Below are 23,910 nucleotides of genomic sequence, written 5' to 3'. Positions count from 1 at the left end.
ATGAGTAGCACCGCCTTTTACAAAAGTTGATCACGATATGCGCTTGGTGTAACACCGGTCATTTTCTTGAACAGCTTTGTAAAGTAGCTGGGGTCCGCATATCCCACTGCGTAACAGATATCATAAAACTTGTTCTGCGGGTTACGCAGCATCTCTTTCGCTTGATCAACTCTTACTTGCGTCAAATATTCATTAACCGTTCGTCCAGTCTCCTGCTTATATAGCAAGCTAACATATGTCGGCGTCAGATAGACCTCTTTGCCAATATCCGTAACGGTTAAATTCTCAGAGAATCTGGACTCGATAATGGCTTGTACCCTCCCTACCAAGTTTCTGGATTTACCACTGCGTCGTTCCCCGATCTGGCTGCAAACCCCAACTAAATAGGATCCCAAAGTTACCTGAAGCTCCTCAATTGTCTCTTTATGGATCAACGTTTCCCAGATAGCAGACTCCTCTAAACTAGATGCTCCAACTCCTAATTCCAACATTAACTGGTCAGCAAGTAATGCAATTTGCAGACTCAGATTACGGAGGTATCCTACACCGCCGTTTCGATTTCGGGCCACTTGTGCGAACACATATTCCAGCTCCAGATGAAGTTGGTTCCCATCTCCTGCCTTAATAAGAGTCGTTAACTTCTCAATTTGTGCATGATCGATACGAATAAATCGATCATCCAGCGGTTCTAAACTATCCATCGTAATGATACGATTCTTGCCTAGATACCACTTATGCCCGGCGGCTTCCCGCGCTTGGACATAAGAGTCACTCACCTGTCTAAGCCCCTTCTTACGCTCGCCAACACCAATGGTCACTCCGATTTGCATCCAACGTTCTAGGTTTTCTCGGATCACATGGGCCAGTGCCAAAAGCCGTTCTTCATGTCCCACATCGTCTTTCCAACGAAGAAGCCCCACGAATTCGCCATTACCGCTTTCAAAAGCGTATCCCCCTATGTCACGATCGATTAGCTCCTGACAAATATTAATTGCAGCATAAGTTAATAGTTGCCGATCCCGCTCTGATCTGGCATTAAGCGTTTCAGCATAATTGTCTACGCTCATAACCAAAATGCCATAGTCAGCATCGACTGGCAGGTACAATTCCAGAAATTCAATGCGCTCCTGTAAGTTTGTCATGGCACGTGATTGTCCATGAATGAGAGCAAGCAGTAATTTCTCTCGTAGAAGAGGCATACTTTCCCGAAGTTTAACGTGCATGCTATTTGAAAGGTTCCGTAGGCGTTCCTGTTCCTTAAGCTCAGCTGATATCCGCTCGACTACTGCTTTTAGTTCTTGCATATTTACCGGTTTGAAAATATAATCCACCGCGTTGATTTGCATGGCAGACTTCAAATAGTCAGCGTCATTGTGCCCGCTAATAAATACAATCCTAATATCAGGATACCGATCACGCAGCTCTCTAGATAGCCGGATTCCATCGAGGTTAGGCATCTTCACATCCGTAAAAACGAGGTCGGGTTTCAGTCGTTCAACTTCTACCAGTGCGACGTCACCATCATCAGCCTCTCCGACAACCTCGATGCCATAAGCAGACCAATCGAAGTAATTTTGTAAACCGTAACGTACAGTTGGTTCATCATCTACGATTAACAGCTTATACATTCGTAGTTGCCCTCCCTTACTATTTCCTTCATTATACTGACATAAGGAAATTTATTACAGGTAAAATACAATAATCTCTGGTACTAAACGATAGTCGAAAGTAAAGGCAGTTCCCGCGACTCCTCCTCCATTTAAACCCTTAAACTCTTTTCTTCACATTATTGATACAAAGGTTTGCTGCAACGATTACAACGCTCCAATCAAAGGTAGATGCATTGAATTTCAAGTGATAAGTAGTCATACTTTAATTATAGATACGATGATAAAGGAGGAGTATGCGGCTATGGCTCAGTATAAAGAAAATTCATGTGATTTTACGCTAGAGGTGTGGGGAGAAGGTGTGGTAACAATAGTTCCAGACCGTACATTGGTTGCACTGGGAACCGTAAGTGAAGGGGTAGAACTGGAATCAGTCCAATCCGACAATGCTACAAAGGTGACTGCGATTATTGAAGCACTAAAGCATTCGGGCATTGCCAATGAGAACATCAAAACTACGCAATTTGTAATTGAACCTCAATACGATTATATAGACGGAAAGCAAGAGTTCCGCGGATACAAAGTCACCCATCTTCTTCAAGTGACACTAGACAATGTTACGGAGGTTGGACGTCTAATCGATACAGCCGTTGCGAATGGGGCGAATTTGGTTACTTCGATAGAGTTTGATTCTAGTGAGGGTACTAAGGCGCGGCAAGCAGCACTGATTGCTGCAGTGCAAGATGCAGAGGAGAAGGCTGCCACCATCGCCCGTGCACTCAGCGTTTCCTTGTCCGCGGTTCCATGCAAGGTCGAGGAAGTAGCGCAGCCTGGAGCGCAGCCTTTGTTCTTCAAAGCTGCAGATATGTCGCAGGGTAGCGTCACAAGCCCCATTGAGCCGGGTCAATTATCCTTTAGATCTGCCGTGCGAATTTGGTATATATATGGCTGATAAAAGAACAGCAGCAGCTATGGACTAGATAACAAAGTCCTAGACTGCTGCTGTTTTATTGAACTAACGTTATTAGGGATATTTTTGGCTGAAGACTTCAATAAAATGACTAGAAAAATTAACTAACCACGGAATATAAGTTAACTCTATATAAACTCAAAATAGATATTTGCTTTTGTGTGGATAAATTCTTCGAAAAATGAGAATTTTGAAACCGAAATGTAACCATCTTTGAAATGCTTTCACACATATCTGTCCTCTAAATGTTTCCTTCATTTAAAACCAAGCCAGGCTATACGCTCTGGCTTGGTTTTTTGCGTATAGTCGTTAGTTCAAAATCCTCTTTAGGAATCCGTAGTTCTAGGGCCTTCTATTTCTTCTTCTTTGTCACCATGGCTTGCTGTAAGCTGGTGGCTTGAAATTCAATTGTGGTGCCAGATGGATCCTCGAAAGTATAGTAACTCTTTTTATTTGACATAAACTAAGCGCATCTCCCTCTTATTCTCGTATGATTTTGCATGGTAATGTTCTTGCTCGTCGTCACTAAAATCATTATGTCCACGCATCCTGTTTATAAAATCATTTTGGGAATTTGTGAAGGGGATAACTACAGCCTTTGTATAAAAAAGTCGTTATTTCATTCTCATAAGAAAAATTTATGTGTGACAGACAGCTTCGCGAGTTTGATACCCGTTTAAATCCCGTTAAAAAAGTACGCTCTTTTCGTAAAGATTGTTGCTAAATCAAAGAGTTATAAAAGTGCAATTTCAGTGATTATTTGAATCGTCCTTCATCAATTCTACTCTTTGCCATCGTTCTGACTTCTTAATCTTCGTCGTTTAACAGATTGCTTAAAGCTTGAAACGTCGCTTTTTTGTTATAGACCATTCGTTGTCTGACCGAAAAATCTGAATCCTTAGCAAGTTCTATTTGCAAGTGTCCTGGTAGACGATTTTTAGTTGCAACCATAAACCTAACTCTTGCATCGCTATCAAAACTGAGGATTTCCATTATCTCGACAGGGATAAATTTGTTATGTGCTACCCATTCACGCATGTCAGGGTACTTTTCAAGCACCTCCAACCCAACTTCTAAAGGTGCCCCATCCTATGCAGCTTTAAGGTATTCATCCATAACTTTATTTAGCCGTAGTCTAACAAACTCTTCAGCCGAATTAATCATTATTTGCACCTCCAGGAGCAAAGCCGTTTCTAAAAGATTACACCGTGTTCCAATTCAGTTTCCTGCACGAATCGAGCAACAACACCTTTTGGATTTCTGCTTCATCATGCTTTTTGTTAAGCTCCAAGAAGCGAAACCAAAACAGGTAATTATCTCGTTAAGCAGCTGAACCCAATAAATGAAAAAGCAGCGGTCCAAGTCCAGAAATAAAAGTCGTAGACCTGCCGCTGTTAATATGAAACTAACGATTTTATCATTGGAAAGTGTAATATTATTAGATCCTATCCAAATGATAAATTAGTTGTACAACGCCTGAGGAGAACGTTCTTGTATTTACCATTTTTAATTCCAACCTCTGTTTTATATCCACAAACAGCGGTTTCCCTTCTCCCAAAACAACAGGGTGAACAGATAATCTAAATTCATCGACAAGTCCTAAATTGATAAAAGTTGTAATAAGACTTGCACCACCATATAACCAGATATCTTTACCAGGCTTATTCTTTAATTTATTTACTTCTTCAAAGATACTATCATTTATGAATATTGCTTTATTATCAGTCCCCCTGTGCGTTCTGGAAAACACATATTTCTCTTTACTATGAACTAATTCCCAAAATTCTTTTTCAGAATCCGTATGTTCAATTTCCGGAGTAAATTGTCCCCATAAATCATAGCTTTTTCTTCCATATAAAATGGTATCAATTTGATTTAAAAAATGATTAAACCCCATCTCAGAGTCCATAATGCACCAATCGACTTCACCATTTTTCCCTTCAATAAAACCATCTAAAGTAACCGCTAAATCTAAAATTATTCTTCGTTTCATAATTTGTTACTCCTTTCGTTAATCACTGTCAGTTAGCTTGATAAGTCATTTGCTTTTTTCTCACGGGATTGTATAGATGTTCTTGTCCTAATATGGCTTTGTATAGATATTTTGTCGTCCGACTAGAACACTAAAGTCTCATGAAACGTAACTTTGTTTAGGCTCCACCAGCTATAGGATCTTCTTTGCTTACCCGACGAGCAGGCACCATCTTAACCGCCAGAAACTCATCCGATTGATGCTAGATATACACAATAGCACTTTCGAGTTTTCCAATTCTAGATCGCTCCCTTCTATCCTGTATGTTACAGTAGAATTACGACAAAACTTGACGTAATTAGGAGGATGCCATGAACGAGCGGAGATTAGCCATGATGCGGATCATCGACTCCCGAAAGAAATTTAAGGCCCGCGAGCTGGCAGAACGCTTTAACGTTTCGGTTCGGACCATCCAGCGCGACCTGGATTACCTGCAGCAAATCGGTTTTCCACTGTACAGCGAACAAGGGGCCCATGGCGGATATCGCGCGATGGAGAACCGCATCCTGCCGCCGTTGCAGTTGACCCAGAGCGAGGCGCTCGGCTTGTTCCTGATGCTTGAAATACTGGAAAAAGTGCCCGATTTCCCGTTTGACGCGATTCGCTCCCACCTGGCCGTACAGTATTATGGAAGCTTGCCTTCCGATGTGCAGACGAACATCGATCAGATGCGCAGCCACATTTCCTTCCGGATGATGCAGCTATATGAACCTGCACCCTGGACGACAGGAATTTTGGAGGCGGCGATCAACAAGCAGGAAATCCGGATCACCTATAGGACCGCCAAAGGGGAAAAGGAGCACAAATTGTACCCCTTCGGCATATATTTCGAAAACGGCTATTGGTACATGCCTGCTCGTAACCAGGACATGGTGCTTCTCTTTCGGGTGGATCGGATCCGAAATGTGGAGAGAACTGGCGCGGTTGATCCCGAAATTCCGTCCCTCGCCGAGTGGATGCAAACTCCCGATAATCGTGAGACAGCCGAAGTGTTACTTCGGTTTTCCTCTTTTGGTGCGCGCCTCGCCAAGGACGAACCATTTTTCTATACGGTTACGGACAGTCATTGGAGCGGCCAGGTTCCGCTGGAAGAATTTTCGTTTATGGCTCGGAGATTGATCCGCTTTGGCCCCGATGTACAGGTCCTATCCCCACCCGGGCTGAGAGATATGGTGCTCAAGCTTCTGCGAGACAGTATGGATCAGTACAAGGAATAGATAAAAAACCACTCCTATCATGGGAGTGGTTTACTGTATGTTTACTGTGGCATGCTCTCAAATGTTTGCCCTCGTATAGTGCACTTTATCGGTAATGTTACAAAGTTCTGATCACTCCTCGGGAATGCTATCAAGTTCTTGTCATTCATTTTGACAAGAACTTGACAACATTAAAAAAAAAGCCGCAATATTTGCGGCATTCAATGTTACTATATTCTTGTCACCCGACACATAGCTGTGACAAGTCAGGTTAAGAAATCCTAATGAGCTCTTCTCGATTATAAAATTAAAACGTATTATATATATTTTCACATTCTTGCGCGGTCGGTTCATAAAAACAGTGCTTCTTCCATCGTCCTACGAACGGCTGATTATACCAAGTTGGCGGACATGGTCCGGGATTTTCGAATGATCCTGGACGGAAATACCATAGGGAAAATTTGCCTGGCCAATTCCGCTCCCCATTCACAGCCCGTTGCGCCAGACGGCGTTCCCTATCTCTTGCGTTTTGATAGTACATACTATGTTGCAACGCTTCGAACGCATGCGGCTGGTTGATCATTTGGGAAATTGTCCGTATATCTTTAAAATCGGAGCAATTCCCTCTTATTCGGTTAATGCCAACATTTCCAACAAGGAGCATGCCCATTTCACCTTCGGTCTCAGCTTCAGCTCGAAGCAACCTTGCCAACATATCAACATCCTGTTTCCTGGCTTTTACGACTGCCATTGGCTCACCTCTTTAGATTTCTAGACTCATCATATTGTAGGTGAAGCGGATGTGTTACTCTGGCAAAAGAGAACGCAATAATAAATGACCGTTAGTTGAACAAAGGCAGCCGTACGAACTAACCGGCTGCCCTCTTTTAGTTATTCAGCTATCATTACCCGTTAGCATAATGAAGTCGATTTATAAATAAAAATTCGGTGGTAAGTGATGTATGCCTTTTAGGATTATCCTTGTATCAAGAACTTGAAGTCCTGTCCAATTTCTTTATTTTTTCCGTAACACCCATCCAATGTATGTTGGGTTCCATTATCCATTTTTGTATTAATAAGAGACTTACAAGTTGTGGTTTTTTTATTTGGTGTCCCATGTTTGTCATAGGAGTTATCATAAGTATATTTTATTTCCTTTCCATTATATTCTAGATCATAGAATAATGGATCTCCCTCAATTGTAAATCGAGTAATTCTAATTTTATCTTTAATCGTTAATGATAAGTTCCCATAGAATTTCTCTAGTCTTTCACTATTATTTACTTTACCATGTAGATCAACGACATCTCCATTATTAATTGCAGTTTCATAATTATAAGACTTAGAACTGCAAGCTGATATAATGAAAAATAATAGTAAAGCGGATAAAACCATTCGATTTCTCATTAAGATCTAACCCCTCTTTCGCTGGACGCATATATTTCATCTAACGAATTAGTTTTACTTCATAAAATGTGTAAATAAGTTATGAGAACAATGATTTTTAATCAAATTATATTTTTTTCAACGAGTACCACATTATTTATTCATATAAATAGACGTTATGTAGTAACTTTTGTTGCACATAACTGCCCGTTAGCTTATCGGCAATCGGTATATATTCTTGAACTTGGATATTGCGAAAATATGTACCTATATAACAAAAAAACGCGACTTATGCGGTAATTAATCGCCTCATATTCTTGTCATCCGACATTATTTTATGTGTTTGTGAGAAATATCCCTGCCCCAATCTGAGTGTAAAATAATCTTTCCAACTTGCAACCACGACACCTCTTTACAAGTGATTTGATATTACATTCAATATCTAAGCATAGAGGATTAAAGTAGTGGTTCGAACGTAGCTGCCTTTGGGATTCGATCCCGAGAGCTATAATGTTCCCCTACTTTTCATAACCATGATTGAGGTTGGTTGGTACCTGAGATTCCGTATAACAAGCCATGCTATGGAGCGGCAAGAAGAATAATTAGGGGCTGCTGGTCACTCTACATGATGGAGAGATCAAATGAATCACAAGCTATTAGCGTTTAGCTTAATGACAGAAGCAACAACTGCCGTGGCGGAAAACTGACCTCTGGATCACTGAAGAAACGTTCGCCGTTATCTGAATACCATTTCAGAGAAAATGTTATATGAGTGTTTTGCTCATTATAAAATCAATTTGTTCTTCATCCCCCATATAGAAAGAGTGGACTCCCGTTTGAACAAAGCCCATTTTTTTATAAAAGATAATTGCGCTCTCATTTTTTTCCCAAACCCCTAGCCAGATTTTCTCTTTATTCCGTTCTATCGCTAATTCTATTGTTTTATTTATTAGATATTTCCCAAGCCCCTGTTTATGAAATGTTCCCCTTATATAAATCCTCTCGATTTCAAGCGAATCATAGCCCATTGTTTCAGTTTGAGCATTATTGTTGTTTATCTTTAAATACCCGGCAATTTCCTTATTAGAATAAATAAAATAGAATTCCGAAGAGGAATTTGATAATTCTTCTTCTAATTGTATTAAGTTAAATGCTTTTTCCAAGTAGGCTTTCATATTTTCAGGTGAATTTTGATTCTTAAATGTCTCATTAAATGTTTCAACACTAATTTCTTGAAGTAATTCTAGATCTTCAAATGTGCACTTTTTTATGGTTATAGTCATTTTATTTGTCCTCCTTTTACTAAATCAATAATTTCTCTTGTTTCCCTTTTTTACAAGCCCCCAGTCTTTTTCTACATTTTTTCTAACTCTTTGCAGCAGGTTAAACATCGTTTTTACTTCACGTTCGGAGAATCCAGATAGTGCGACCATATTGGAATAATCGTTTTCCCTTTTTATAAAAGGATAGACAGTCATCCCTTTCTCTGTAGGAAATTGTTTTTTTATTTTCTTGTTATATTGATCATCATTCTTTTCAATATATCCATTACATTCTAGTTTTTTTATAGCACGAGCTGTTGTTGTTCGGTCTACCTTTATCAATTGAAATGTAAAGAAAACATGTTAACTTAACAAAGAAAGGGAGCAGCTGCCGCAGCAAACTGCTCTCTGTTTATTCAACTATCGTTCCCAGTTAGCTTAACAGGTCAGCACAAGCTTCCCTTACAACAGGTTCTGAAATTGAAACTATATCAACAGCCACGAAAGCATCAGATGGATGTTTAACAGAAGTGTTTGGATTTTCTTATCCATTAGCTCCTCTTTCGAAAATTTCTTTTAATGTCTAGTTAGCTTACCAATTTCAATCCTACTGCAGATCCAAGCACCATGGCAATAAACACAATTCTCAAGATATTTTTTGGTTCACCATAAAAAATCATACCTAGAATAGCTCCACCCGATGCTCCTATTCCTGTCCATACGGCATATGCTGTCCCCATCGGCAGAGTTTTCATTGCAAAGGACAAGAACAAAAAGCTTAAGCCAAATCCTGTAACTAACAATAGAAATGAGACCAAGTTACGGTCCTTGTTTAACTTATTAATCATAAGGACTCCGATCATTTCAAATATCCCCGCTAAAATTAGAAATACCCAATTCATGTATTATGCCGCCTCCTTTTCTTTCTCTTTGCTTAACATTTTTAGACCAATGACACCCAGTAGCAGCAATGCAATGAGTGCCATTTTTTTAATTTGGATAGGTGAACCGAATAGAATAATTTCCGCAAAAACAGTACCTGCAGTACCTAAACCAACGAAAACGGCATATACAGTTCCCACAGGCAAGAATCGAGAAGCCCTAATCATTAAAGTGAAGCTTATAATGATGGCAATCACTGTAGCTCCCCATTCTAGAAACCCACTAGCATGTTTCAAACCAATAACCCAACCCACCTCAAATACAGCAGCAATAATGACAGACAACCATGTTTTGTTCATTTCTACCACACTCCTCAACAGAATTATGCTACAAGTAGTATTTAATAAATGTAGCAAAAATATAAAAAAGCCTGGGAAACGAACTGTTTCTCAACAGTTTATCTCCCAGGCTTTTATCCCTCCGTGACACAGCCTATGGGCTGTGAGTTTTCTCTCGGACCAGCCGATTTAGAAATCGCGGAACCCTAGAAAACATTTTAAATGGCAAGCTTTTTTCTTATCATGCAAGTTCCAGCTAATTCACTAATATACCTTTACTTATTGCCTTTTCGAAACATGCATATGCTTCATAATTATTACATTACTCTGCGCGTAAGCGTAGCTAATGAAAGTATACTTAATTGCAATGAAGACCGATTCTATTTACACTGGTCCCCAATGATCAGCTTCGCATTTGAATAGTTCCATTTGTAATACCTCCTCCCTTATTTAACTTTTCTAATTGAATCTAAATGGTTCTTACTCCCCGCCAAAAAACATGCCAAGATGCTTCAAGTCTTTTGATTAAATGATCTTGATCACCATAAAGCATCTCAACAAATAAACTATCGAGAACCGCCATATATGCGCCTGTAGCATGTTCAATCGAAACGTCTGAATGAATTAATTTATTCTGGTTTGCTGATTGGAACAATACTTTGGCTAATTCAGCCATTTTATCGACATAAAACAGACTCAACTTCATCGATTCTTGCTGCAAATGTACGGGAGGAAAAAAAGACATTCGTAAAAAAAACTTCGTGTCCTCTTCCTTTTCATATCGCTCCTTGTACCCTATCAAAAAACCAAACAACTGATTTTCAAGTGACGATAAACGATTTGGTTTTAGATATTCTTCAACAAAGTGTAACTCTCTCGACGCTACATCCTGATAAACAGCCATGAATAAATCATCTTTTCCTTTGAAGTGATTATAAATAGAAGGTTTTTTAATCCCAACTTCAGCAGCGATATCTGCAAGCGAGGCACCCTCAAATCCATTTTTAGCAAAATGGCTAAGCGCAATTTTCATAATTTTTTGTGCAGTCATTTTACTCGCCCCCTCAACTAACTATCGGTCGTTAGTTTCACTATCGAGTGTTAGTTTACCATAGAAAACGTTTTAGTTCAATTATTTGTTCACAACTAGACAAGAAAATTAACAACCAGTTTCTACAACCAACATGAAGTCCTGTATTTGAAACTATCCTGCCCGTTAGATTAACAAATAAAGGGAACAGCTGCAGCAGCAAACTGCTCCATATATGTTAAATTATCGTTACCCGTCCTGATAGTTTAACAAGCAAGGTTTCTGCTCGCGGTGACCGTTGGTCTAATGTCCATGAGCAAGGATGTTGATAAGCTTGCCAAATGGGTCGCGGACATAGAATCGCCGAACTCCCCAATGCTCATCAGCAAGTCCATACTCTATCTTGTAACCAGCACTCTTCATGCGTTCAAACACTGCATCGACATCATCAACTTCAATCGAAAGATCAGGCGTAGGCGTATTGGAACCGCCCTGTGAGGCGAAACTTATTTGAATGTTCTCCTTCCCAAGTAAGCCGTATGTTTCAATCCAACCATGATCCATCAATAAATCAAGTTCGAGCATGTCCTGGTAAAAGCTTTTCGCTGCCGAAACATTCTGCGTATTTATATTGGCTACAATTCGTTTCACAATCATTTTCAAACCTCGATTCACTTTTTAAATTTGTAATATCTTCTAATTTTCCAGCTAATTGTTTTATTTTGTCCAAAGTCTCTTCCTAGTTTTTATCTGAGTGCTCAAACATCGTTGGTGATGAAAAATTACGGTGCATTAAGCTTAGTATTGTAAACGAAAACCCACCCTAGTTCACTTCTACCTTCCTTTATCTTTCTTGATTACTACATATTCTTCCCAAAATGACCATTACCTTTTTTAAAATTAATTGAAGAAATCTGCTCGTTTGTAAAATAATGAATGGAGTAGTTTGCCGCGGCAGCTGCTCCATTTTCCGTTCAACTATCGATCGCCGTAATAAAGTGGCTGTTCCCAATTCTAATGAAGTAGCATATATTGTCCATTTGATATAAATCAAAACCGGCTGCAAACAGCCTGCAGCCGGTTTTGATTTTTTCGTAATAAACGGGCGATTATTGTTCCAACACCTTTTCAAGCTTGCCGCACCAGTTCGTCCAGCCCCACTTGGCGCCCTCGAGTCCTTAGACAGTCGAGATTAAAAAACCTCTTTGCAAATTTATGGGATCCTCTATTTCTAAAATTACTCATTGCGTGTCCATCTTTCCATACTGTAACAGTCTGACCAATCCCCCCCCCCTGCAGTTGTCCGGAGAGTTCTACATATAATAAATTTTCATTCGTTCTAAGTTGTTTCTTTACAAATTAATTAATAACTCCATTAATTATTGTTCTGATAAAATTGAATCTTTCTCCGCGTGTAACTGAAATAATAGCGCTCTCCGGTAATTGTACATCTCTTTCACCTAAAGTATATTTCGCTCCATACTTATTGTTTGGATTTTGATGTTTCACCCATACTTTCATAGAAGCCACCCCCAAGTTAATCACGTCTTCAACTCTCAATATTTCTTTTCTTCCTTTCAAGCTAATCTATTCGTAATCTTAATAAAAAGAGCAAAATGCCGAAGCGCTCATTAATGTGTATTATTCAACTATCGTTTCCCGTTAGTTCAATAGACATCGTCATCCTAATATAGGCAATAGTTCTTCAAACGAACTTATTACGTAATCTGGAGAAAAACCTTGAGGTAATTCTTTGTTCTTACGATTTATCCAAGCAACTTTAATTCCTGCACTTTGGGCGCCTGCGATATCGCTTGTAAGTGAGTCGCCAATATGTAATACGTCTTGAGGATACTACACACCTCATTTTATCACGTTAATACTTTAATTCTTTATAATCATAACGTAAAAGAAAACGTATGTTCATCCCCAGATTTCAACTAAATGGTGATTATATTGTTCAACTAACGTATCCATTTAGCGTAGCGACTTATGTAATAATCGGAACTCATCTTCGAGAATAGCCATCGTGATCATATCATGGTATTCGCCATTCATATACAGAGCATCTCGCTGTAACCCTTCACGTTTAAAACCAATTTTCTCGTAAACATGAATCGCTCGTGGGTTAAAAGTATAAACCTCTAAATATACTCGATGCAGCTTTAACACGTCAAAGCTAAATCGAAGCATTTGGATCATAGCTTCCGTACCGTAACCTTTACCTCGATGCTGATTCCCTTGAATTGCAATACGAATGCTCGCGCTTCGGTTGATAGAATCAATTTCATTTAACACGACTTCACCCAGCAGCTCATTAGTTCTTTTTAATAGGATCATAAAATCAACACGATCACTGCTTATGACGCTGATTTTCTTAATCCAAGCTGCAATTTCATCACGAGTGAATTCTCTTTGTGAGCCCGTCAGCCGATTACTCTCAGGATCTTGTAAAAAAGTAAAATAGTCATCCAGATCGGACATCTGAGCAAATCTCAAAAAAATATCACGACCATCCATTTGAACCTCTGCCAATTGCTCTTTCCTACCGCTTGTCATAATACGGTCCCTCCTTGATATTATTACAAACCTATAATACTTTATTTCACAGATCTTCCTCGATTAAGAACCTTGGAATACGCTTATCCTTTTTTAGTTGCAAGTCGTATGCATTTAATGTGTTTGGACTAAATCCCTGAATCTGCTAATTAGCTACATACAGTCTTCACAATTCACTTAAATTCATAATAAAACCTCCCATTAGACCTAATAAATCTAGGCTTGCTTCTAATGAAAGGTTTTAATCAATTGTATTGAACTAGCGTAACCCGTTAATTGAATAACTTTGACCAAGAAAACATGTATTCATGTTATCGGTCTAACTCATAATCGAGGCATCTCTAGTTTTTACATTCTCGCTCCGTATCTGTTAATCGTTCCTCATACTCAAAGGGTTCTTTACTAGAATAAATGCCATCGAAAAATCCCTTATATGGGATATCGTCCTCCAAACATTTTATGAGATATGACAGTTCCTCGTCACAGTTTGGTTCCTCACCGTTACTCTGCATTTCCTCAAATTCACCTATTATATTTTCCAAAAGGGTGACTTGAATAAATAAGGGTAACTTATCCAGCATTGAATTTTCAATTTTGGTCTCGGATTTGTATCCCGCGAGGACTGTTTCAAAATAATCATCCATAAACTTTTTACGTTTACCTGCGTCTGGTTCAAATTGAATCCAGCCTACTCCGTGTGTCCAGAGATCTGCAAGGTCATACATATACCAACCGAAACATGAATTATCGAAATCATATACGGTTATTTGCCCAGTTTCAAAATCTATCGAAAAATTCCCATCGTTATAATCAAAATGAATCATACCGAAAGTCTCCTGGTTCGTATCCAATCCTTTTAAGTTATTAAGGAGCTCTACCAGCTTCTCCTTTAGCAGAGAGAAGGATTCTGGTATCAATTTATCGATATATTCGGCATTGTATTTGTCAAAAAAACTATACCGGCGATGGACGGGAGTATACCCTTTCGATATTTGGTGCAGTTTACCCAGGACTTTACCGCAATTATAATAGTACTCGGTAATTGGAGCTCCTTCCCGGTACTGATAATTATTCTCTACGAGCATTTTTCCCTTGGCCTTTTTAAACAAGCAGATATAAAAGGTATGGTTATCATACGTAATCACTTCCAGTAAATTCCCTGTGCTAGAACTGACTACATCCGAGACACTTCCTCCGTGCTCAAATAGATACTTGATATACTCAACTTCTCCCAGAAAATCTTCCCGGTTCCTGTCAGCTAAGAAAGCGATTCTTAGTATTTTTGCGTCGACACCCTCTTTTTCACAGGTATAAACGACATTTCGTCCACCTTCATGCGCGGGAATAAGTTGGATTTCATAATCTTTTAATCCGAACAACTCTGATACTAATGTAAGTAAATACTCATTATTGATTTTAACAACCTCGTTATAATTTATAATATCTCCTCCAGTCAAAATTCTTGCAACGACTTCCCATACTTCAATTACCACAAAATAATCCTAAAAATGAGAAAGTTTTTCTGTGGACTTAAATGAAAACCACCTTGTTTAACATTGATACATCGTTCCTTTCAGCTTTTCTACCTTAAATTTTACTGTAAAATGCCATCTAGTTCCTAGGTAAACTTTATATATAATCAATTTTTATCTATATTTTCGTTAGTCTTCCAGTTCGTTTAACTTGTTATCGTAAATGTGTCTATTTTTGACAAAGCAATGCTCCCCTCCAAGTAGTCGGTTTATTTACAAACCTATCTACTCAAAGGGGAGCATCCTATCATTTAGTGCAGAAATTCCTCGTTTTTATAAAATACCATTTGAAATCAGATTAAATAATAGCTGTGCAGTTTCTCCTCTTGTAGAAATTCCCTTTGGATTTAGTTTTGTTCCGTCTCCTGCAATAATTCCGGTTTCAACGAACAATTTTATAGCATCTTTTGCATAATCTGCTGTTTCCCCGGCATCCTTAAAGTTTTCAAGATTTTTTCCTTTCATTTCCGTTGGCAGCTTGTCAAGAGTTCTTAATGCCTGGTATAAGATAACAAACATATCCTCCCGGCTGATCGCAGCTTCCGGCTCAAATTTGTTATTCCCTACTCCTGATACGAGGCCAAGGTGTTTTGCTGTGCCAAGGTACTTAGCATAGTATTTGCTGCCCGCATCATCAAAATTGTCTTTGATACTGCTATCCAACTCTATACCATAAGTATTCATTAACATGATAAGGAAGTCGGCACGGGTCACACTATTGTTAGGAGCAAATCTGTCTCCGCCTATACCGGATACAACATTTCTTGCAGCCATGAAACCGACAGCCTCATTGTACCAGTCTTTCTCGGCCACATCGCTGAAGTTTACTTCATTATATCCTACTGCATACTGTGAAAAACGCGAAACAGCAAAATTCACTTTTCCTGTTACCGGGTCAAATTTGCCCAAAAGAGTAGTTAGGTTTCCATCATTATCAATACTGTAAACCACAACTGAGTTATACTTTTCTCCAGGTTTAGGTGTATACGGTATGCTTATCTGTGCGCTTCCTCGGCCAAAGCTTGATACTAGAGTACTTCCAGCCTGTACTGTAAAACTGTAAACGGGTCTGTTCCCTAGCTTTGCCTTTACGGCCTCGGTCAAGGAAGTATTATCAACCTTTTTAGCCTGAATGCTGATAATGTCTGCTGATACCGTACTACTAATGGAGACAATTGCTTTTTTATCAAAGATGATAGTCCCAATTCCGGTGTCAATTTTCACTTCTGCTTTTGCGGTTTCAGCAATCTTCTTAAAAGCATCTGAGGGAATTTGCACTTCAATAGCTTTTGCATCTTCCGCCAGTTTCACCTTGATTTCAACAACCGATTTTTGTCCGGAGGCTTCAGCTTTTTTTACATTGTCAATCAAGGATGTTATTGTACCGGCTTCAATCTTTGCTATGGCTATACCGGTTGCTATATCGGTTGATGTCTGTACTTCAACAGTTATCATTGTAGTATTGCCGTCACTTGTAACAGAAGTCTCTGGTGCTGGTGTTGGCGCCGTAGGTACTGATGTGCTTCCCCCGCCTGTACTTTTCACATGAAAATCAACAGATTTCGTAGCAGTATTTCCAGCCAAGTCACTGGCTTTAACTGAAAATTTATGTGTTCCGAGCTCAAGCGTGTTCATCGCAATATCCTTTAAATCCGTCAGGATCTTTCCGTCTAACATAACGGTTGTTTTCGTATTGTCGATTCCGCTCAGATGATCTGTCACTTCAAATTTCTCCGGTTGAAAAAGACCCGTGTTATTCTCAGAGGTTACTAATGAACCAATAGTGATTACCGGAGCTGTCCAGTCAACAATAGCATTGCTGGAGACTTGGAAGCTTCCTTCTTCCGAGGTCGCTGTAATGACAGCTTTTCCTTCACCTACTGCTGTCACCAGTCCTTTGTCGTCTACAGTCGCAACCTGAACATTATCCGTTCTCCATGTCATTTTTTTGTTGGTTGCGTTATCTGGCATAACTACAGCCTGCAATGCTATGCTGCTGGAAGTAGGATTAAAGAATACCTCCGATTTGTCAAGCCGAATTCCTGTGACGGGTACCTTATCTGGGATATACTCAACAACAAGTTCAGTAAGCGCAATGCAGTCCCATATCAAATTTGCACCCGTAACCTTCAAACGAAGTTTTTGTGCGGTAACCGTTGGGAAAGTGACTGATTGAGGCTCTCTGGTGCTGTCACTCAGCTTCCATTCTATCTTTGCGTCGGATAAAGCCGTCTTCCAGGCGCTGCCATCGTAATACTCCACATCAAAATTTGTAATTCCTTGATCTTTTCCAAAATGCGTATACAAAGTGAGCTTGTTGAAAGTTATCGGATTATTGCTGTAGTTAATTGTGATATAGCCTGGAAAGTCACGGTTTTTATCAAGGTTGCCAGGTGTTCCCCATGCTGAGTTTATATTGCCGTCGATAATATTTGTAATTGGGTTATCTCCTGAAGGGAAGGTCGAGGTGACCATGTCCATGTTTAACTCAGGATTGTTATATAATTCGAGTTCGTTCACTGCAATAGGCCCTGATTGAACGGTCCCTTCATTTACCTTTAACCGAATTTTAGAAAACCTGGTGAGAGGAAATTCGACTGTTTTAATCTCATCAAGACCATTATCCGAATCCCAATTTAGATGAATGTCTGTCTTGATTGGAACCCATTCAGATCCATTTTCATATTCCAGATCGAATTTCGTTATACCATATGTTTTACCGGATCTTATATTTAACTTTAATTGATTGGCGGAAACTGTCTTTCCACCAAAATCCAGTGTTATATCGTTCGGAAAACTTGGGGAACCCTCAGTAGACCATGCAGTATCATAATATTTGTCGTTAAGGTTTGCTACAGGTTGTGAAGATGACGTTGTGAAACTCGTACTTGCAACCGCCTGAAGAGCCAAATCATCATTAGGGGTGTCGATAGGACGGAGCTCAACAACTTCGATTGGAGCAGGCATATCTTCACCGGCTGGAGGCACAGTTCCTTCGTATTCATAAGCACCGATATCAGGAGCTTCGTTATATAGCGGATTGCCGAAATAATCCTGTCCCCCGGCATCGCTAATGCGGATACCTGCGCCAATTAAAGGAGAACCTTCATGCAGCTTGTATCCACCGACTGTGTCCATGCCATTTCCCCCTGTTCCAGGAGCGATAAATCCCGGTTCGGCAGTTACCTTATGGGCATCAGACTCTACTGTCGTGTTTCCACCGAAATAGGCATTGTAGTCGAAGGTTTGACCTGTTAAATTCCATCCTTTATCTCCGACGCTATAATACGCATTATTGTAGTTTTTAATGTTGCGCGGTTCACCAGAAGCCTTTACATAGTAATCACTCATAACCGGATTGCCGGATGATTCTCCCACATAAACCGTATTGTTGTAATTATAAACATTATCAATCGATCCGCTGTATCGGAATATGCTGCCTTTGTCATTTTGGCTGATATTGTACCGGACGACAGTGTTGAGCGTCCAGTACGTATCATTGACATAAAGCATAAACCCACCGGCGTTATCATGGCTGTAATTATACTGAACCAGAGAACCGATGTTACCTGCGTCTACATCGAAACCATGTCCATCCTCTTCTCCGTGTACAGACCCAAAGGACTCGTTGAACTGAACGAGATTATTGTCCGCATATGCCCACCAGATCGAAGCGTTTGTTGCCAGATAAGTAGCTTCTTGTACCGTGTTGTGTTCGACAACAGCACCATCTGTAACATTCCATGCGATCCCTCCTGTTGCGGCTCTGACCACGGAATTATTGGAAACCCTTACATTTTTGGAGGGAGTCCATGGTCCATAAGGCTTTTGAACCCAAGGCCACAAATCCCCCATACCGTATCGCAATATACAATTGGAACCGATATAAATGCCATAAGCATCTACATCCGTCAGCGTATTACCGTCAATTAGAATGTCATCAAAAGCACTTGGTGTTGTTGACCCGACGGAGTCAACTATAATTCCCCCGGAGCGGGTCGTATATGAACCATCGACATCGTGAATATTCATATTTTTTATATAAATATGATGTAGAATACCTGCTTCTTCATTCAATATATATACTCCACGACGCTGACCGCGTATGTTTTCCCAGTTTCTATCAAAAGGAAGTGACGAACTATTTGTAACCTCCAGGTTATTTATTTCCCAATACTCCTGATTTTTCAAATAAACCGCTTCCATTTCGGAGGTCACACCCGCTATTAATGGCTTGTTTTCGGGGTCGTCGGAGCCGTACTTATCAATTACGATCGGATTGCCTTCTTCTCCGGAACCTTTGGGCCACAGTCTGCCATTCCATTTTTCCCCGGACTTGAACAAAATTTTGTCACCTGGGCCGAAAGTAGTCTCATTGACCTTATCCAGCGATTTCCAGGGGGCAACTTCGCTCATACCATCATTACTGTCATCCCCTCCAGTGCTGTCGACATAGTAGGTTTTTCCCGTATCCATTGCATTTGTTGGAGAAACGACAAACCATGTACAAAGCATAGAAAATACCAGGAACATACAAGCAATCTTTTTGAAGCATTTTCTCAAATAAATCGTTCCCTTCATTTTTTAATTATGTAATGCCATGTAGGCTTTACATTTCAAATTTCCGGTACTCTTCTTCATTCAAAACAATCTGCGCATCGGATAACCGTTTATGAACAAACTCCTTATACCTGCTATCCATATAGTCATTTACAACTCTGTCCTTAACACTATCGAATGGCAGATATCTTGAGCCAAGCTTTTCATTTTCAAGGCATTTGATGATATAAAAAGAGCCATTTTCTTCAATCACTCCTCCGACTTCTCCAAGCTCAAGATTCTGAGCAGCTTGAATGACAGGACTTCTGGAGACATGGACATAGTTGTCCATTTTATATTGCTGCTCCGTAACTTGTACATTTTGTCCCATTTCTCTTGCTGCCTGTTCAAATGATATTCCGGAAGAAATATTGCTTGAAGCCGCTTCCATTTCTAGCTTCGCCTCGGCTTTGAGCTGTTCATTGATGTTCTGGCTTGCATCGAGAAAGGAAAACGATATTTGCTTCACTTTAACTGACGCAGGCGCTTGGTATAATAGACTTTTTTTCGCTTCATAAAACTGTTTTGACTGCTGCTCATCCGGCCTCCATCCATTTATTGTCATATTTTTTGTAACGGCCAGTTTCGCATTGCTCATCACATATTCAAAATAGGCATTCTCCGTGTATTGGACAGGTCCGAAAATAACCTTATGATCATTGATTGCTTTTTGCCTTCTGTCGTTTTCAATTTTTAAGCTTTTCAGAAAACCTTCGTAACTGATATCCGACATTACTCCCTGCTCTTTTGCGATAATCTGCTGAACTTTAATGCGCACACAATCTTCCAACGCTTTTTTCTTTAATAACTCCAGCGGGATTTCTCCTCCGTAGGAAGTACTCCAAAAGGAAGCTGACTGTTGAGTGTTGTATTTATCATGAAAATAGTCAGTGATTTGAGCTTTGTTTGCTTGAATGGCTTTTCGGAATTCATTGACATGAATTGGAGTACCGTTCACCGTTGCAATATTATGGTTTCGGCGGCTCGATTCGGAAAAGACGGAACCCTCAATGACAATGATGATAATGACCAATAAAACTAGTATCCCGGTAATGTAGTACCATGTATAACCGTTGTTTTTATGTGCCGCTATTCCCAACTCCTCCTCTTTACTGGAATCCTTATTGAATGAAAATCTCTTTTTAAGCAGTTAAAATAGATCTCTCCATTTTGCATAACCAGATAATAGCACCTTGATATTTGCATAACAATTTAACAATTTTTACTTTTCTTTTCTTTTGTTTACTTGTTGGTTATTTACGTTAATATTGGAAAATAGTAAATTTCCATTCGATTGTATCTTTAATTCGGTTCAGCGCTTAGAGCTTCGCAGCAAAAAGTCATCATCTTCTATAATGCGAATCTTGCCCTCAACAGTCATCCTGCTGTGCCGACAATTGATAAACCGATCGTACAATGACTATATTGCACTCCTTGTACCATTGACGTAATCAACGAGGAACTTCCAAATATATCAATGACAATTTTCCCGAAATATGAAATGCAATATTTTTGAAATTATAATATCTTAACTTGCATTACTAGTAACAATTGGGTAGTATGAAACAGCTAGCTTGTATTGCAAGCTAGCTGTTTATTCACTTGGTACCTTGTTGCGCAATATAGATAGTAGCTACGATTGGAGGAATGCTCGTGTTCACTCAAATGGTTAGAGGGGTGCTTGAGGGATGCCTTCTTGCCGTCATTGATGAAGAGGAAACATACGGATATGAAATTATGGAGAAGCTTGCTCTTAGTGGCTTCGTGTTCGCAAAGGAAGGGAGCATTTACCCACTCTTACTTCGATTAGAGAAAGAAAATATTGTGGCAAGTACACAACGTCCCTCTGCTTCGGGACCTAACCGCAAATACTATCGCCTAACTCTTAAAGGAAAACAGCAGCTTCAATTATTCCGTGGAAATTGGCACGAACTAAGTAATGCGGTAAATAGTATTATTGAAAAGAGATGATGCCTTATGTTGAATAAAAAAAATAAAACCCTATTAAACGAAATGAGATTCTACATTCAGAGTAGCTCTGCCGTTCCGGTTACCAAAGCTAGTGAGATCCTCATGGAACTCGAAGATCATTTATTAATGGCTCAGCGTAAGGGGAAATCTTTCGAACAAGTCTTTGGCCAAGATCCTAAGTCCTATTGTAATGAGATCATCAAGGAGCTCCCTAAATCATCGAAATGGGAACAAATAAAAACAATAGCTCCCATAGTTCCTTTACTTCTTTTTTGGCGTTTTCTAACCGGTTTCAGTGGACACCTAACCATTCCGCTATATGAGAATATCGTGTATTTAGCGCTCTCTCTTACTATGTCCTATGTTTTATTCACTATTCTTCGAGCTGGTTCTTTCTCCTCTAAGCGAATATCTTTCGTGATGATGTACGGACTGGGAATGATCATTTCACTCGTATATGTTGGGTTCTTTCTTGTATCCGATCGTATATTGCCTACTGAACCAAATCTTATTTTTCATGATGGCGCTGCTTATATTACCGCTGCATTCAGCCTTGTTATCATTCTCTATTCGTTATTTGGTACACTTCTGAACAAGAAACGTAGTTAACCGTCACATCAAACAAAAGTGCTGCTTAATTAGTAGGAATGAGAAAATCAATTAGGATGGTAGGTAATTATATGTTCCCAAGTATCTTTGAATCTATGTTATATCTGTTATTAGGTTGTATTATTTATATTGTTGGCGTCTTAACAGGAAGATGGAGTAGTAAATTAGGTAATGCAAGTGAACTTACAGGAGCTATATTAGCAATTGGATTCATCTTTTATCAACAGGGCTTTCCAGAAGGTTTCATTTATTTTGCGTTTGTTTCGGCGGGGTACTTATCAATGTCTCTTTTAATGACTGGTCAGGGAAAGTTTAAAGAATTAATGGAAGAAGTCATCCAACTGGAAGTCGAGGAAATAGGGATTATTCGAAATAATCAACGTTTACTTGGGGAATTAGGAATTTCAATCCTTGTATTTGCTGGTGCCACTTTATTTTTGATATACGGACCAGAATATAGCTTCTTAAAATATTTTATTGTATACGGGATTCTCATGGCAATTACCGAAATGATCAAACGTTTTGTGATCTTTTTTACAACTAACCTGTATTTCTCTAAACAACAAGGCAACATATATATCATTTCACGCTTGGACTCAAGAAAATTTTCAATCCAAGATATACAGGATATAACTATTGAATCAACTGTAGATCTGTTAAAACTTCATCCATATCTTACCCTATTCACATCAAATACTGACTTCACAACTAGCTTTAATAAAGTACTACGACTTCAATTACCAGGAGAAGCAGTATACCTGACAATTAAAGAAACAGAAAAGTGGAAAACCGAATTTGGGAGAGAAAAGAAGTTTGAAAGTACTATTGAAAATGAGGTTTCTGTTCTACCCTTCTATCATAAAAGGAATATCAAACGGCTCCTTGGCAAGTTCTATTTTGCGATAACAGTAAAGGGGGTGTCCGCATATACAGGAATAATATTGCTTCTATATACCTTTAGAACTCCTGCGTGGCTGATGGTTAGTATAGCGATTATTTATTGGTTATTTAATATATATATATCTGATCGTGTACTAAAGGTTGCCATGGATGCTAAGGTTGTAACCGATCCTAAAGTGATAACAACAGCTGAAAAGGTATTTGCTAAAGCTGGTATTCCAAACGTGAAAGTTTTTGAAACTGACTCCGCACAATACAACGGGCTAGCAACAGGTATGAATATTGGACGGTCAATGGTGACTTTAACAACCGCTACTTTAAAATTGCCCATAGATGCTATTGAAGGGATATTAGCCCACGAAGCAGTTCATGTGAAAAAGAGAGATATCCTGTATGGGCAACTGTATAGAATTCTATTAATGTTAATTGTAGTTGTTGCACTTTCATTTATCTACAAACAAGTTTCTGATATTGAAGCTTTTGCTATTCCTTTATTTTTTTTAGTTTGGTTCCTCTTAATACTATTTCCAGTATTTCAATCTTTTTGTTCTCAATTGATGGAAGTAAGGGCAGATCATCTAGGCGCTTCATTTCTTGATGGAGGAACGATACAAATGGCTAATAGCTTAGCGACTCTTGCTACATCCCAAGATGAAGCGATGAAAAAAACAGCAGAATATAGTATGAAAAAAAATGATCTGAAAGAAATTAAGTCCTCTCTTGCAAGGTCACCTAGGTTCTTAAGGTTCTTGGAATTTCAAATGATGGATCACCCACCGATGTACTGGCGAGTAAATACATTAAGAGCTCATGGTCATAAATGGGGAAAAGAAATTCGTAGCCGTTGGTGGTTTGATCGTTTTAGGTAATCATTTACAAATTGATCATTGTTCTACACATGGAACTATGCCTCCAAAAAAGCCTTTATTATTGAAATAGAAAAGCCCAAGTGAGGTGTCCGCACGGATGCTTATGGCAAAGAATATGTACTGATAAAGGTTCAGTATGTGCAAGTATCATTAACTGCATGGTTGCTG

Annotated in this window: 20 protein-coding genes, 3 pseudogenes and 1 riboswitch; of the genes and pseudogenes, 5 read left to right on the top strand and 18 right to left on the bottom strand. The window is 39.3% G+C overall.

Translation table 11 applies throughout. From position 1 onward, the window contains the following. Positions 1-17: 17 nt before the first annotated feature. Positions 18-1,628, bottom strand: coding sequence for a response regulator transcription factor (locus tag AC0YOD_RS05600; RefSeq protein WP_475798229.1), 1,611 nt, complete (start codon positions 1,626-1,628; stop codon positions 18-20). A gap of 283 nt (positions 1,629-1,911) precedes the next feature. On the opposite strand from AC0YOD_RS05600, the gene AC0YOD_RS05595 reads away from it, so the two are divergent. Then, positions 1,912-2,559, top strand: a complete 648-nt coding sequence (locus AC0YOD_RS05595) for an SIMPL domain-containing protein (protein ID WP_475798228.1) — start codon at positions 1,912-1,914, stop codon at positions 2,557-2,559. 825 nt (positions 2,560-3,384) lie between these two features. Here AC0YOD_RS05595 and AC0YOD_RS05590 read toward each other — a convergent pair. The 3 genes and pseudogenes from AC0YOD_RS05590 to AC0YOD_RS05580 all read right to left on the bottom strand — a co-directional run bounded on the left by AC0YOD_RS05590 (position 3,385) and on the right by AC0YOD_RS05580 (position 4,570). After that, positions 3,385-3,615: a hypothetical protein gene (locus tag AC0YOD_RS05590; RefSeq protein ID WP_475798227.1), complete on the bottom strand. Its 231-nt coding sequence runs from the start codon at positions 3,613-3,615 to the stop codon at positions 3,385-3,387. 163 nt (positions 3,616-3,778) lie between these two features. Continuing rightward, a pseudogene (locus AC0YOD_RS05585) lies at positions 3,779-3,895 on the bottom strand (IS1595 family transposase); the annotation flags it as partial. 120 nt (positions 3,896-4,015) lie between these two features. Next, positions 4,016-4,570 carry a dihydrofolate reductase family protein gene (locus AC0YOD_RS05580; RefSeq protein WP_475798226.1) on the bottom strand — a complete coding sequence of 185 codons (555 nt, stop codon included), beginning with the start codon at positions 4,568-4,570 and terminating at the stop codon, positions 4,016-4,018. Positions 4,571-4,920: 350 nt separating this feature from the next. Here AC0YOD_RS05580 and AC0YOD_RS05575 point away from each other — a divergent pair, with 350 nt between their 5' ends. Then, positions 4,921-5,826, top strand: coding sequence for a helix-turn-helix transcriptional regulator (locus AC0YOD_RS05575; protein WP_475798225.1), 906 nt, complete (start codon positions 4,921-4,923; stop codon positions 5,824-5,826). A 286-nt stretch (positions 5,827-6,112) separates the two neighbouring features. Here AC0YOD_RS05575 and AC0YOD_RS05570 read toward each other — a convergent pair whose 3' ends face one another. The 14 genes and pseudogenes from AC0YOD_RS05570 to AC0YOD_RS05505 all read right to left on the bottom strand — a co-directional run bounded on the left by AC0YOD_RS05570 (position 6,113) and on the right by AC0YOD_RS05505 (position 20,492). After that, positions 6,113-6,556 (bottom strand): cell wall hydrolase, encoded by a 444-nt coding sequence (locus AC0YOD_RS05570; protein WP_475798224.1) that lies wholly within the window; start codon positions 6,554-6,556, stop codon positions 6,113-6,115. Between the two features lie 224 nt (positions 6,557-6,780). After that, complete coding sequence (locus tag AC0YOD_RS05565) at positions 6,781-7,212, bottom strand: DUF4362 domain-containing protein (RefSeq protein WP_475798223.1); 432 nt, start codon at positions 7,210-7,212, stop codon at positions 6,781-6,783. Between the two features lie 743 nt (positions 7,213-7,955). Beyond that, positions 7,956-8,474 carry a spermidine/spermine N(1)-acetyltransferase gene (gene paiA / locus AC0YOD_RS05560; protein WP_475798222.1) on the bottom strand — a complete coding sequence of 173 codons (519 nt, stop codon included), beginning with the start codon at positions 8,472-8,474 and terminating at the stop codon, positions 7,956-7,958. A 24-nt stretch (positions 8,475-8,498) separates the two neighbouring features. Beyond that, positions 8,499-8,798 (bottom strand): annotated as a pseudogene (locus AC0YOD_RS05555) (MarR family winged helix-turn-helix transcriptional regulator); the annotation flags it as partial. Between the two features lie 242 nt (positions 8,799-9,040). Next, positions 9,041-9,355: a DMT family transporter gene (locus AC0YOD_RS05550; protein WP_475798221.1), complete on the bottom strand. Its 315-nt coding sequence runs from the start codon at positions 9,353-9,355 to the stop codon at positions 9,041-9,043. A gap of 3 nt (positions 9,356-9,358) precedes the next feature. Continuing rightward, the gene (locus AC0YOD_RS05545; protein WP_475798220.1) at positions 9,359-9,694 is read right to left on the bottom strand and encodes a DMT family transporter; all 336 of its coding nucleotides are present in this window, start codon (positions 9,692-9,694) and stop codon (positions 9,359-9,361) included. 100 nt (positions 9,695-9,794) lie between these two features. Further along, positions 9,795-9,894, bottom strand: a riboswitch (guanidine-I (ykkC/yxkD leader). A gap of 248 nt (positions 9,895-10,142) precedes the next feature. Further along, positions 10,143-10,724 carry a TetR/AcrR family transcriptional regulator gene (locus AC0YOD_RS05540; RefSeq protein WP_475798219.1) on the bottom strand — a complete coding sequence of 194 codons (582 nt, stop codon included), beginning with the start codon at positions 10,722-10,724 and terminating at the stop codon, positions 10,143-10,145. Between the two features lie 282 nt (positions 10,725-11,006). Continuing rightward, positions 11,007-11,360: a VOC family protein gene (locus AC0YOD_RS05535; RefSeq protein WP_475798377.1), complete on the bottom strand. Its 354-nt coding sequence runs from the start codon at positions 11,358-11,360 to the stop codon at positions 11,007-11,009. Between the two features lie 702 nt (positions 11,361-12,062). After that, on the bottom strand, positions 12,063-12,224 hold the full coding sequence (locus tag AC0YOD_RS05530; RefSeq protein WP_475798218.1) for a hypothetical protein: 162 nt from the start codon (positions 12,222-12,224) through the stop codon (positions 12,063-12,065). Positions 12,225-12,383: 159 nt separating this feature from the next. Beyond that, positions 12,384-12,542: pseudogene (locus AC0YOD_RS05525) on the bottom strand (HAD family hydrolase); the annotation flags it as partial. Positions 12,543-12,680: 138 nt separating this feature from the next. Next, positions 12,681-13,262, bottom strand: coding sequence for a GNAT family N-acetyltransferase (locus tag AC0YOD_RS05520; RefSeq protein WP_475798217.1), 582 nt, complete (start codon positions 13,260-13,262; stop codon positions 12,681-12,683). Between the two features lie 341 nt (positions 13,263-13,603). After that, the gene (locus tag AC0YOD_RS05515) at positions 13,604-14,755 is read right to left on the bottom strand and encodes a phosphotransferase (protein WP_475798216.1); all 1,152 of its coding nucleotides are present in this window, start codon (positions 14,753-14,755) and stop codon (positions 13,604-13,606) included. Positions 14,756-15,067: 312 nt separating this feature from the next. After that, complete coding sequence (locus tag AC0YOD_RS05510) at positions 15,068-19,309, bottom strand: S-layer homology domain-containing protein (RefSeq protein ID WP_475798215.1); 4,242 nt, start codon at positions 19,307-19,309, stop codon at positions 15,068-15,070. A gap of 94 nt (positions 19,310-19,403) precedes the next feature. Then, on the bottom strand, positions 19,404-20,492 hold the full coding sequence (locus AC0YOD_RS05505) for a peptidyl-prolyl cis-trans isomerase (protein WP_475798214.1): 1,089 nt from the start codon (positions 20,490-20,492) through the stop codon (positions 19,404-19,406). 548 nt (positions 20,493-21,040) lie between these two features. On the opposite strand from AC0YOD_RS05505, the gene AC0YOD_RS05500 reads away from it, so the two are divergent. The 3 genes from AC0YOD_RS05500 to AC0YOD_RS05490 all read left to right on the top strand — a co-directional run bounded on the left by AC0YOD_RS05500 (position 21,041) and on the right by AC0YOD_RS05490 (position 23,742). Continuing rightward, positions 21,041-21,364, top strand: a complete 324-nt coding sequence (locus tag AC0YOD_RS05500; RefSeq protein WP_475798213.1) for a PadR family transcriptional regulator — start codon at positions 21,041-21,043, stop codon at positions 21,362-21,364. Between the two features lie 354 nt (positions 21,365-21,718). Beyond that, on the top strand, positions 21,719-21,973 hold the full coding sequence (locus AC0YOD_RS05495; protein ID WP_475798212.1) for a hypothetical protein: 255 nt from the start codon (positions 21,719-21,721) through the stop codon (positions 21,971-21,973). A 38-nt stretch (positions 21,974-22,011) separates the two neighbouring features. Then, positions 22,012-23,742, top strand: coding sequence for a M56 family metallopeptidase (locus AC0YOD_RS05490; RefSeq protein WP_475798211.1), 1,731 nt, complete (start codon positions 22,012-22,014; stop codon positions 23,740-23,742). The last annotated feature ends 168 nt before the right edge of the window (positions 23,743-23,910 follow it).

It is taken from the genome of Paenibacillus sp. J31P13 (assembly GCF_056269295.1).
This window is presented reverse-complemented; position numbering and strand designations above follow the sequence as displayed.